An 11,621-nucleotide genomic window follows, 5' to 3' on the forward strand; every position below is an offset into this window, starting at 1 on the left:
CAAGAAATAGCAATTCTGCTTTGCGATGTCACGCCACAGCGGTCAGACTGAGAAAAACAGGAGATCGTCAAATGACACTTGCACAAAGAGATTGGGTGCCTGCGACAAGCGAAACTTTGGTTCAGGACATCGCGACAAAGACCGCATCGACGCCATCGGGCGATCTGTTGGCCCGAATCGAGGATCTGGCTGAGGAAAACCGACGCATTCACGAAAAAGAGTGCTTTAACCTCAACCCGGCAACAAATGTGATGAACCCCAGGGCCGAGGCACTGTTGTCTTCGGGTATCGGGTCCCGCCCCTCGCTGGGATATCCCGGTGACAAGTACGAGATGGGGCTGGAGGCAATTGAAGCGATCGAAGTCATCGCTGCCGAGCTGTGTGCCGAAGTATTCGATGCCCGATTTGCCGAAGTTCGGGTGCCTTCAGGCGCTATTGCCAACCTCTATGGTTTTATGGCGACGTGCCAAGCGGGCGATACAATAATCGCTCCGCCTGCATCGATTGGCGGGCATGTGACTCACCATTTGGCTGGGTGTGCGGGGCTTTTTGGTCTGCGCACCATCGAAGCCCCCGTAAATGCTGACGGTTACACCGTCGATCTGGATCAATTGCGTAATCTGGCGAAGGCGGAAAAGCCCAAGCTGATCACGATCGGCGGGAGTCTGAATCTGTTCGAACATCCGGTGGCCGAAGTCCGCTCGATCGCGGATGAAGTTGGTGCAAAAGTTATGTTCGACGCTGCCCATCAGTGCGGTATCATTGCCGGGCGTGCGTGGTCTAACCCGTTGAAAGAGGGTGCGCATTTCATGACCATGAGCACCTACAAGAGCCTCGGCGGTCCGGCCGGTGGTCTGATCGTTTCGAATGATGCCGAAATCGCGAAAGCCCTGGACACAATCGCCTTCCCCGGCATGACCGCCAATTTCGACGCCGCCAAGACAGCAGCGCTTGCGGTCACCATGCTGGATTGGAAAGAATTTGGTGCGGCCTACGCGCAAGAGATGATCGCGCTGTCGAAGGCGCTGGCCGAAGCACTGCATGCGCAGGGTGTTCCTGTCTTCGCAGGAAGGGATGGCTTTACCAATTCCCACCAGTTCGCGGTTCTGGCAGAACCGTTTGGCGGTGGTCAAACGGCATCGAAACTGTTGCGCAAAAACGGGTTTCTGTCCTGCGGAATTGGCTTGCCTGTCGATCCTGTCGAGGGTGACATGAACGGCCTTCGGATCGGCACACCCGAATTGGTTCGCTGGGGCATGACCTCTGACGATGCAGCGCGTTTGGCCAGCCTGATCAAACGAGGTCTGAGTGATGAGCCTGTACTGTCAGAGGTGTCTGCCTGGCGCCGCGAGTTTGACAGGCTCTGTTTCGTGAATTGAGTACAGCGTGGTTCAATGCGCATATCTCAAGAATGCTTCGCCCATCCATAAATCAGAAAACCCCGCTGGCAGTGCAGCGGGGTTTTGTTAATCGGGGATATGGGAAAGGATCTCAGCCCTTTTTCAGAACCTCACGGCCTAGCAGTTCGGCGATTTGCACTGCGTTCAGAGCCGCGCCCTTGCGCAGGTTGTCCGAGACACACCACAGGTTCAGGCCGTTTTCGATGGTCGAATCCTGACGAATACGGCTGATGAAGGTCGCGAAATCGCCCGCGCATTCGATGGGCGAGACGTAGCCACCGGCCTCGCGCTTGTCGATCACCATGATGCCTGGTGCTTCGCGCAGGATGTCGCGAGCTTCGTCTTCGTCCAAGAATTCCTCGAACTCGATATTCACGGCCTCGGAGTGGCCAACAAAGACCGGAACGCGGACGCAGGTGGCTGTGACCTTGATCGACGGATCGACGATCTTCTTGGTCTCGACAACCATCTTCCACTCTTCCTTGGTCGAGCCGTCTTCCATGAAGACGTCGATCTGCGGAATGACGTTGAAGGCGATCTGTTTTTGGAACTTCTTCGGCTCAACCTCGGTGGTGGGGTTGTAGACGGCCTTGGTCTGATCCCAAAGCTCGTCCATGCCTTCCTTACCGGCGCCCGAGACCGACTGATAGGTCGACACGACAACGCGCTTGATCCTGGCGCGGTCATGCAGCGGTTTCAGCGCGACAACCATCTGCGCGGTAGAGCAGTTGGGGTTGGCGATGATGTTCTTGTTCTTGTAGTCGTGAATCGCTTGCGGGTTACATTCCGGCACGATCAGCGGAATCTCCGGGTCATAGCGATAGAGCGACGAGTTATCGATCACCACGCAGCCCGCCGCCGCCGCCTTGGGGGCGTAGACTTTGGTGGCCTCGGACCCCACGGCAAACAGCGCCATGTCCCAGCCGGTGAAATCGAAGGTGTCCAGATCTTTGGTAGTGAGTGTCTTGTCGCCAAAAGTCACCTCAGTCCCCAGCGAACGACGGCTTGCCAGAGCAGCAAGTTCATCGACCGGGAACTGGCGTTCTGCCAGAATGTTCAGCATTTCGCGGCCCACGTTGCCCGTGGCGCCGACGACTACGACGCGATAGCCCATTTCATGTCTCCAAAGTTAAGGACGCGCGTTCATAGCTGCGTTGCGGCGAAGAAAAAAGGGCCTTTGGGGCATATTCTGCCCGCTCACACCGATTTGTCGCGATTGCCGGGCTCTTAGTCCGTGTCCAGAAGCTGCCGATAGATGTTCACGATCGCCTGCGCCTCGCCTTCGATTCGAAAATTCTGTTCGACATGGGCGCGGGCGGCTATCCCCGCAGCGGCCAGCGCGGCGCGGTCCCGCAGCATATCCTGCAGCGCCTCAGTCAGAGCTTGGGCGTTGTCTTTTTCGACCAGCCGTCCGGTCTCACCATCCTTGATCTGCGCACTGAATGCGCCCACCCCGTGGCAGGCAATCGCAGGCACGCCCGAAGACATCGCCTCGAGCGGGGTCAGTCCGAACCCTTCGTGCCGGGCAGGGGCGACGAAGAGGTCCAGCGCGCGGTAGGTCTCGACAATCTCGTCCCAGGGGCGTTCGCCCAGAAAGTGAACGCGGTCGTCAAGCCCGGCTTCTTGAAGTTTTTGTTCCTGTTCGGCCTGAAACGCCTCGAATTCTTTGGCGGTGCGCCCGGTGAAGATCACATGGGCATCCGGATGGTCAGGCAGCACTTGAAGGGCAGCATCCACCAGCAGGTCGATCCCTTTCTGGGGGCGGATACGGCCAAAACAGCCGATCAGCACTCCTTTGGGCAGGCCGAGTTTCTGACGTAGGGCCTGCTTGTCCGGCTCCGGATGAAGCAGTTCGGTGTTCACCCCATGCATGATCACCGTCGAGGGGTGCTGAAGAAACGATGCCGCCTGCGGCGTCGTGGCGATCAGCGCGTCCATCTTGTTGATCAGCCATTTGGTGAACCCGGAATGGTCCCGCTGGGCCGCCGAGGTGAACAGCAGTTTGTAATTGCGCCGGAATACCGCGCGCAGGATCAGGCCCATCAGCATCTCGGTATTGCGGCGCGCGTGCCAGACCCGTTTGCGATTGGGCAGGAACAGCAGTTTCCACAGACTGATATGGGGCAAATCCCCGGGCAGGCCGGGGCCGGTGGCGCGGATACCGATCATGTTCTGCTGGATCGGCAACAGTCGGATCACCGTGGTCGTCACGCCCGACAGGGAATGCTTCAGATTGGGCGCAATCACCTCAATGTCCTGCACGGGGGGCCTCCGGCTGCTTCAGTCCACGCTGTCCCGACTGAATAGATAGATCACGCAGCCAATGGCAAGGGTGACGGCGAAAAAGCCGAAGATCGCGATGTAAGGCGCGGCCGGGCTGATGCCAGCGCTGGCTGCATGGATGCGCCCGGTGGCAAACTGCGCCAGCCCGACACCGCCGATCCCAAAGAGGTTCAGCAGCGTGACCCCCCGCCCGACCAGATGCGAGGGGATAAAGGCCCGCCCATGGGCCATGATGACCGGAAAACTGGCCCCCAGAAAGCCAATGACCGACAGCAGCAGGACCGAAAGCCAGACGCCGCCTTCGATCTGCAGGCAGAGCAGCGCCAAGGTCGCAGCCCCCAACGCATTGCCGCCAAAGATCACCCATTTGCGGGTCTTCAGGATGCGGTCCAGCGGCCCATAGGCAAAGGTCCCCGCAATCATTGCCGCGCCCATGATCAGCGTTGCCTGACCGATCTGCGTGGTGCTGAGGTCAAAGACATCGCGCAGATACGGCCCAGCCCAAAGCCCGCGCAGGGCCGCAGACGGCGCATAAGCCACCAGCATCAGCGGCAGAATGGCCCACAGCGCCGGTTCTTTCAGCAGGTCCAGCACCGATCCCTTTTGCTCGGTCTCGACTTTTTTGGGGTCATGCACCGTCAGCCAGATCCCCGCAGCCACAACACCCGAGATAACTGCCAGTCCGGCCAGTGTGGCACGCCAGCCCATCAACTCGACCGCCAGCGCCGTGGGGTACGAGGCGACCAGATTGCCGACCGACCCCACGCCCAGCATCACGGCAGCAAGGGTGGCGAATTTGGCAGGGGGGAATTCGCGGGCGAAGATATAGTAGGAGGCCATCAGGACGGGCGAGCAGCCGACCCCGATCAGTGCCATCGCCAGCGCCACGTGAAACGGCGTCGTGGCGACAGCGAACAGGCCAGCCCCACCCGCGCCGCCGATCAGCAGCAGCGCGGCGGCGCTGCGCCTTGGTCCGACACGGTCCAGCGCCCAGCCCACCGGGATTTGCATCGCCGCAAAGACCAGAAACCAAAGACCTGATGCAAAGGCGAGGTCTTCGGGGCTGGCCCCGATATCGCGGCCCAGATCTGTGGTCAGCACGGCCAGAAAGGCGCGGAAAAACTGGCTGAGGACATAGGCCAGACACAACACCACCAACCCTGCCTGCATCGCGCGCCCCTTTGTCCGAATGCTTTGCGGTGATGCTTGACACGTCGCGCAGGCCCGCACAAGCGCAAGGGCGTTTCGCCGGGGGCAGACATCCGTCACATTTGGGCTATCATCATATCAGATTTGAGATTTTCAGAGAGTGTCATGGCCCCTTCAGACTCTGTGTTTTATGATTCAGTTCCCATTTCGGACAGTTTCCTGAGCCTTAGCGACCCGGCCCGGTTCACACCCCTGCCAGAAAGCTGGGTTATGGGCGTGGCCGATATCGTGGACTCGACCGGAGAGATCGCGCGCGGCCGCTACAAGACCGTCAACATGGTCGGGGCTGCCGTGATCTCGGGTATGATCAACGCGATGCAGGGGCGCGTGTTCCCGTATGTCTTCGGCGGTGACGGTGCCGGGTTTGCGGTGCCGGGCGAAGACGCCGATACCGCGCGGGAAACACTGGCAGCGTTGCAAAGCTGGGCCGAGACCGAATTCGCCATCACCCTGCGGGCGGCGCTGGTTCCGGTGGCCGACATCCGCGCTGCGGGACGAGATCTGCGCGTCGCCCGTTATGCGCCGTCCACCGGTGTGGATTATGCGATGTTTTCCGGCGGCGGTCTGGCTTGGGCCGAGGCGCAGATGAAATCGGGGCGGTTTACAATTCAACGCGCAGGCCCCGACGCACAGCCCGACCTGACGGGCCTGTCCTGCCGCTGGTCGAACAGCCCGGCCCGGCATGGTCAGATCGTATCGCTGGTGATCCAGCCTGAAACAGGCTCTAACGAGGCCGATTTTGCCACTTTGGCCCAATCCGTTCTGTCGGTTGCCGAAGGGTTGGAGCGCGCTGGCCATCCGGTGCCGCCCAAGGGTCCGCCGATGAGCTTTCCACCGCCCGGTGTCGATATCGATGCCCATGTCTCGCGCGCCGGGCGCAGCCTATTGTTGCAGAAGTTACGGCTGATGATCGGCAACATGCTGATCGGGTTGTTGTTCAAAACCGGAATGCGGCTTGGGCAGTTTGAACCCGACCATTACAAAAAGATGGTCAGCCGAAACGCCGATTTCCGCAAGTTTGATGACGGGCTGAAAATGACGCTGGATTGCGACCCGACCACGCTGGACCAGATCACCCGGATGCTGGAGGATGCGCAAACGCAGGGCAAAATCCGTTACGGCCTGCACGTTCAGCAAGAGGCGATGATGACCTGCTTTGTCCCCTCGGCCATGCGTGACGACCATGTGCATTTCGTCGACGGGGCCTCGGGTGGCTACGCACAGGCGGCGGCCACCATGCGGATCTAGAGCCCGCGCGCGATCTCGGTGATGACGTCAAAGGCCATCATGACATCGCTTTCGGTGGTTTCGAACTGACCGGCCTGAAAGCGGATGGCCAGATCACCATCCACACGCGTCTGGGTCAGGTAAATCCGTCCGTCATCGTTGATTGCGTTCACCAGCCGCAGGTTCAATTCGTCCAGATCGGCGGCGCCGTCCGGTTCATACCGAAAGGTCCACAGCGACCACATCGGAGGTGTCACAATCCGAAAATCCGGCTCAGACTCCAACCGGTCATGCAGCGCCACGGACCAGTTGACGTGATTGCGCAACCGTGCGCGCAGCCCCTCCAACCCATAGGCGCGGATGACAAACCACAGCTTCAGCGCCCGGAACCGGCGGCCCAGCGGAACCGACCATTCCGAATAGTTGATGATCCCGTCCTTGCCATGGGTTTTCAGGAATTCAGGGCTGATTGCCAATGTGCGCACCAGATCATCGGGGTTTTTCAGGAAATGCGCGCAGCAATCGAACTGAACACCCAACCACTTGTGCGGATTGAACACGATACTGTCGGCCTGTTCGACACCCTCCCAGTAATGGCGGTATTCAGGGCAAATCATTGCCGAGCCTGCCCAGGCCGCATCGACATGGGAATAAAGCCCATGTTTCTGCGCCACATTAAGGCATCGGTCGACCGGGTCGGTGCCTCCGATACTGGTTCCGCCCACGGACAGAATGACGCCTGTTGGCTGAAATCCAGACTCTAAATCAGACTGAATCATTGCATCCAACGCCTCGGGATCCATGCCGCGCCAATCTCCCTGAACCGGGATGCGCACCAGATTGTCCTGACCAATACCCGCAATCCACAGCGCCCGGTCGACCGAGGTGTGCACTTCGGAAGAACAATAGATGCGCAGCGGTTTGTGACCGAACAGACCCGTGTGATTGCCCTGCCAGTCCATCGCTTTTTCGCGCATGGTCAGCACCGCGGCCAGTGTCGCGGAGGAGGCCGAATCCTGTATCACCCCGGAAAACCCCTCGGGCAGACCCAGCGCGTTGCGCAGCCATTCCATCATCCGGGTTTCCATCTCGGTCGCGGCCGGAGAGGTCTGCCACAGCATACATTGCGGCGCGATGGCGCTGGTCAGAAACTCGGCCAGAACCGAGGGGGCGGAGGCGTTGGCATTGAAATAAGCAAAGAAACGAGGGTGCTGCCAATGGGTGATACCGGGCATCACGATGTCTTCGAAATCACGAAAGATGTCCTCGACCGGCTCGCCCTGTTCGGGGGGATGTGCGGGAAGGGCGTTCAGTACCTCGCCGGGCTCGGTCCGGGCGCGCACGGGACTGTCACCCACGGTCTGGTGATAGTGCTGCGTCCATTCGGCGACTTTCTTGCCCCAGTCCGAAAACTCATCCCACTTCATCTTGCCGCTTCCTTTTGACCGATCCTTCGATCTGCTTTGGTTCGTTGCATGTTAGCCAAGTTCATTAGTGTCCGGTCCAGGCGCCCTGCACAAGCGCAACGTTCTATTGCGATATACCTGAATTTGCGCCAAAATTCCTTATGGCTGACGACCTGCCCCTTACCTCTCGTTCATTGCCGATCGCATTGTTGCGCGCGCGGGAAAAGGTGATGGGCCCCATTCGCAGTGTGCTGGCAGATGCCGGCGTGACCGAGCAGCAATGGCGCGTGTTGCGCGTGCTGCAGGAAGAAGGCCCGAAAGACCCTACCGCAATTGCCGAGCGCGCATGCCTGCTGCTGCCCAGCCTGACGCGCATTCTGAAAAAGCTGGAAGACAAAAAACTGATCCTTCGGCGCCCCGATCTGAAAGATCGTCGTCGCCAGATCGTTGAAATCACCGACGATGGCCGCGCAATCATTCAAGCTAACCTGACAGCGATCCTGAAACAGGCGGCGCATTTGCGCGCGCTTTTGGGCGAAGATCGACATGAGATGCTGCTGGATCTGCTGGGAGAGTTGCACGATCTGGACCTGTAGCAAGGCAAGCCCGGGCAAAACCGTTGCCCGATTGCTGTTCGCGTCGTAGCTTACCCATTACTCAATGCAAGCGGTTTGACCGAAATGGATGCCGAAACGCCGCCCGACGCGGCCAATGAAACAGAACCTCAGGATCTGAGCGCCCGTGTCGGCGCCCGCGTCCGGCGCGCTCGACAGATGCGGGGCATTTCGCGTCGGGTTTTGTCGGAAAGCTCCGAAGTGTCGCCGCGCTATCTGGCGCAGCTTGAAGCGGGTGAAGGCAATATCTCGATCGGTCTGTTGCAAAGGGTGGCGCAGGCGCTCGACTACAAGGTCGAGTGGCTGATTGGCGAGGATGATCCGTGGGAGTCAGACGTCCTGCAGGTGGCCGAACTGTATCGGCAGGCCAGCGATGAGGTCAAAGCAACCGTGATGAATACCCTGCGCCCGCAGCCCATCGGGGACGCGCAGGCGGACCGGATTTGCCTGATCGGGCTGCGCGGGGCGGGGAAATCGACACTGGGCGCGTTGCTGGGGGCCGAACTTGGCCTGCCTTTCATTGAGCTGACGACCCGGATCGAGGAAATGGCCGGTATGCCCCTGTCCGAAGTCATGGCCTTCTACGGTCAGGACGGCTATCGCAACCTCGAAGCGCAGGCGCTGGACCGGGTGATTGCCGCGTATGACCGGGTGGTTCTGGCGGTCGCCGGCGGGATCGTGGCCGAGCCCGGGACCTATACCAACCTGCTGAACCGGTTTCACACGATCTGGCTGCGCGCCTCACCCTCCGAGCATATGGACCGCGTGCGCGCGCAGGGTGACGAACGCCCAATGGCTGGAAACCCCGAAGCGATGGAGCAGCTCAAGTGCATTCTGGCCAGCCGGGAGGTGCTCTATGGTCGTGCCGACGCCCAGATGGATACCTCGGGCCGTACGGTGAAGGCGTCGCTGACGGAACTTCGGCAACTGGTCGAACAACAGGGATTTCTAAGCTGAAAACAGGCTCTATTTCGGCTCTTTTAGCCAGTCTTTCGCAAATTCCACGCTCTCCAGTTCGACAAACCGGCGCACCCGATCCAGCTCGGCCTGTAGTCGTCTGGTGCGGGCATCGGACCACCGCAGCTTGCGTTCGGGCCACAGGGCCCGGACCTGCAGCACGCCCTTGTCGCGCTGCGCCTTCATGTCGATGCGACCGATCAGCCGGTCACCTTCCAGCAGCGGGAACACGTAATACCCATAGATGCGTTTGGGTTCAGGCACGAAGACCTCGATCCGGTAATGAAACCCAAACAGCCGCTCGGCCCGGTTCCGGTCGCGCAGCATCGGATCAAACGGGCTGAGCACCCTGATCCGTCCGGGGGCGGCATCCAACGCTGCCGCTTCAGCGCAGAGACCGGGGCGGGCAAAGACCTTGCGTTCCCGCCCACCCGCGCAGACGACGATAATTTCCTCGATATCACCCTGTGTTAGAGCCTGTTCGCACCAAGTCTTCGCCTCGGCCGCGCTGACCGTATCCCAGAATGCCGCCAGTTCACCGGAGGTCGCAAACCCCAGCCGGTCCAGCGCCGCGTTGCACAACCAATCCACAGTGGCATCGGCATCGCAGGCCCCTCCGGGGCAAAGATGCGCGTCGATCACCCGTTCGGTCAGGTCATAGCGTTTCTGAAACCCGTCCCGCCCCACCACCGTCAGGGCACCTGACCGCCAGAGATATTCCAGCGCGGTCTTGGACGGGTGCCAGTCCCACCAGCCGCCCGACCCCTTCTTTTCGTCCTTGCCCACATCAGAGGATCCGACCGGGCCATGGTCGCGGATATGCTGCAGGACGGTCTCGAACTTCTGTTCAAACCCGTCCCGCCGCCAGTTCTTCCAGCGCGCTTTCAGCATGTCGGCATCGCGCAAAAACCTCAGATGCCAGTGGCGATAGAACTCCATCGGGATCACCGCGGCGTCATGCGTCCAATGTTCGAACAGGGCGCGGTCGCGCTCATAAAGCCGCTTGAGGTGGCGCGCGCGATAGCTGGGTCTGCGCGCATAGAGGATCATGTCATGGGCGCGGGCAACGGTGTTGATACTGTCAAGCTGCACGAACCCCAGACGATGGATCAGCCCCAACAGGTCCGCGCCCTTTGAGCCGCCCGCTGGCTGCTCCAGCAGCGCATGGCGATCCATGAACAAGGCGCGCGCCGCCCGATTGTCCAGACGCTGCAGCGCCATCGGGCGTTAACGCCGTTTCAGCGTGTCGCCATAGCTGATCTTGGGGGTCAGGGTGACGCGGGTTTCGACCTCTGATTCCGGGTCGGCCAGCTTAGCCGCGATGATCTCGGCGGCGGTGCGTCCGATCTCGGTCCGGCAGGCATCCATCGTCGCCAGCTTGCGCGGCAGACCCTGCAACAGCTCGACATTGTTGAACCCGGCCAGACCGATCTGACCTGGAACTTCGATGCCCTGATCCAGCAGATACAGCAGTCCGCCTGCACCGATCATGTCGTTGGAATAATACAGAAAATCCAGATCGGGCGAACGTTCCAGCATGGCCTGCGTCATCTCGCGCCCCTTGGCCAGCGCCGACCCGCCCGAGTAGAATTCGCGATCCTCGATCTCGACCCCGTGCTTGCCCAGAACCTCGGTGAACCCTTCGAACCGCTTTCGCGCGCGATGGTCCAGCGGCATCTTGGTGCCCATAAATCCGATATGCTCGTAGCCTGCCTTCAGGATCGCCTGCGCCATCTCGCGCCCGGCGCGGCGATGCGAAATACCCACCATCGCATCGACGGGTTTGCCGTCGGTATCCATGATCTCGACCACCGGAATGCCGGCAGAATCCAGCATGGCACGCGCCGCTTCGGTATGTTCCAGCCCGGCGATGATCACGCCCGAAGGCCGCCACGAGAGCATTTCATACAGGACCTTCTCTTCCTTTTCGGGAAGATAGTCGGTGACGCCGACCACCGGCTGCAGCTCGGTATCCTCAAGCACCTGATTGATGCCGGTCAGCACCTCGGGGAAAACCATGTTCGACAGTGATGGGATGATCACCGCCACCAGGTTCACTCGGCTGGACGCCAACGCGCCAGCGATCTTGTTGGGCACATACCCAAGCTCTTTCGCGGCGGCCAGAACGCGGGTTCTGGTGGCGTCCGAGACATCCCCGCGATTGCGCAGCACCCGGCTGACCGTCATTTCCGACACTCCGGACGCTTCTGACACATCACGAAGGGTAAGCGGGCGTTTTGTTTCTGTTGTCACCGGGGATACCTGCATTGTTCGTTTCCCCGATGGTAGCGTGAACAGGGCAATCTATTCAACACTTGTGCAAAGCCCATGACAATCGGAAAAAACCCCGCTACAGAAAACGACGCGCGGCCCCGTGGCTCAACTGGATAGAGCAGCCCCCTCCTAAGGGGCAGGTTGCAGGTTCGAATCCTGCCGGGGTCGCCAGTTTGGTGACCTGAGTGTCACCGCCGAGATATTCGTGCGTGGGAATGGATTGAAGATACGCCCGGTCCCGCATACAGAGC

General features: G+C 60.3%; 10 protein-coding genes and 1 tRNA gene. 5 read left to right on the forward strand and 6 right to left on the reverse strand.

Annotated elements, in window-relative coordinates:
* Window positions 1-71: 71 nt before the first annotated feature.
* Window positions 72-1,379 (forward strand): aminotransferase class I/II-fold pyridoxal phosphate-dependent enzyme, encoded by a 1,308-nt coding sequence (locus ACR0K9_RS08620; RefSeq protein WP_480822338.1) that lies wholly within the window; start codon window positions 72-74, stop codon window positions 1,377-1,379.
* 112 nt (window positions 1,380-1,491) lie between these two features.
* Here ACR0K9_RS08620 and ACR0K9_RS08625 read toward each other — a convergent pair whose 3' ends face one another.
* The 3 genes from ACR0K9_RS08625 to ACR0K9_RS08635 form a co-directional block, all read right to left on the reverse strand.
* Window positions 1,492-2,514, reverse strand: a complete 1,023-nt coding sequence (locus ACR0K9_RS08625; protein WP_480535055.1) for an aspartate-semialdehyde dehydrogenase — start codon at window positions 2,512-2,514, stop codon at window positions 1,492-1,494.
* Window positions 2,515-2,627: 113 nt separating this feature from the next.
* Entirely contained in the window at window positions 2,628-3,662 is a 1,035-nt protein-coding gene (locus tag ACR0K9_RS08630) for a glycosyltransferase family 4 protein (protein WP_480822340.1), read from the reverse strand.
* Window positions 3,663-3,680: 18 nt separating this feature from the next.
* Complete coding sequence (locus ACR0K9_RS08635) at window positions 3,681-4,853, reverse strand: MFS transporter (RefSeq protein WP_480822342.1); 1,173 nt, start codon at window positions 4,851-4,853, stop codon at window positions 3,681-3,683.
* Between the two features lie 144 nt (window positions 4,854-4,997).
* On the opposite strand from ACR0K9_RS08635, the gene ACR0K9_RS08640 reads away from it, so the two are divergent.
* Window positions 4,998-6,140 carry a DUF3095 domain-containing protein gene (locus tag ACR0K9_RS08640; RefSeq protein ID WP_480822344.1) on the forward strand — a complete coding sequence of 381 codons (1,143 nt, stop codon included), beginning with the start codon at window positions 4,998-5,000 and terminating at the stop codon, window positions 6,138-6,140.
* Here the strand turns inward: ACR0K9_RS08640 and ACR0K9_RS08645 are convergent.
* A complete protein-coding gene (locus ACR0K9_RS08645; RefSeq protein ID WP_480822346.1) occupies window positions 6,137-7,546 on the reverse strand; it encodes a pyridoxal phosphate-dependent decarboxylase family protein in 1,410 nt (469 codons plus the stop codon). The two genes, ACR0K9_RS08640 and ACR0K9_RS08645, sit on opposite strands and share 4 nt — an antisense overlap.
* A 140-nt stretch (window positions 7,547-7,686) precedes the next feature.
* On the opposite strand from ACR0K9_RS08645, the gene hpaR reads away from it, so the two are divergent.
* Window positions 7,687-8,121 carry a homoprotocatechuate degradation operon regulator HpaR gene (gene hpaR, locus ACR0K9_RS08650; RefSeq protein WP_480822348.1) on the forward strand — a complete coding sequence of 145 codons (435 nt, stop codon included), beginning with the start codon at window positions 7,687-7,689 and terminating at the stop codon, window positions 8,119-8,121.
* 84 nt (window positions 8,122-8,205) lie between these two features.
* Window positions 8,206-9,096 (forward strand): helix-turn-helix transcriptional regulator, encoded by an 891-nt coding sequence (locus ACR0K9_RS08655; RefSeq protein WP_480822665.1) that lies wholly within the window; start codon window positions 8,206-8,208, stop codon window positions 9,094-9,096.
* A 9-nt stretch (window positions 9,097-9,105) separates the two neighbouring features.
* On the opposite strand, the gene ACR0K9_RS08660 is transcribed toward ACR0K9_RS08655, so the two are convergent.
* Complete coding sequence (locus ACR0K9_RS08660) at window positions 9,106-10,317, reverse strand: winged helix-turn-helix domain-containing protein (RefSeq protein ID WP_480822350.1); 1,212 nt, start codon at window positions 10,315-10,317, stop codon at window positions 9,106-9,108.
* Window positions 10,318-10,323: 6 nt separating this feature from the next.
* Window positions 10,324-11,349 carry a LacI family DNA-binding transcriptional regulator gene (locus tag ACR0K9_RS08665; protein WP_480822352.1) on the reverse strand — a complete coding sequence of 342 codons (1,026 nt, stop codon included), beginning with the start codon at window positions 11,347-11,349 and terminating at the stop codon, window positions 10,324-10,326.
* A gap of 115 nt (window positions 11,350-11,464) precedes the next feature.
* Between ACR0K9_RS08665 and ACR0K9_RS08670 the strand changes: the two genes are divergently transcribed.
* Window positions 11,465-11,541, forward strand: a tRNA-Arg gene (locus ACR0K9_RS08670).
* Window positions 11,542-11,621: the final 80 nt, after the last annotated feature.

This window comes from Ruegeria sp. L12 (genome assembly GCF_056531745.1).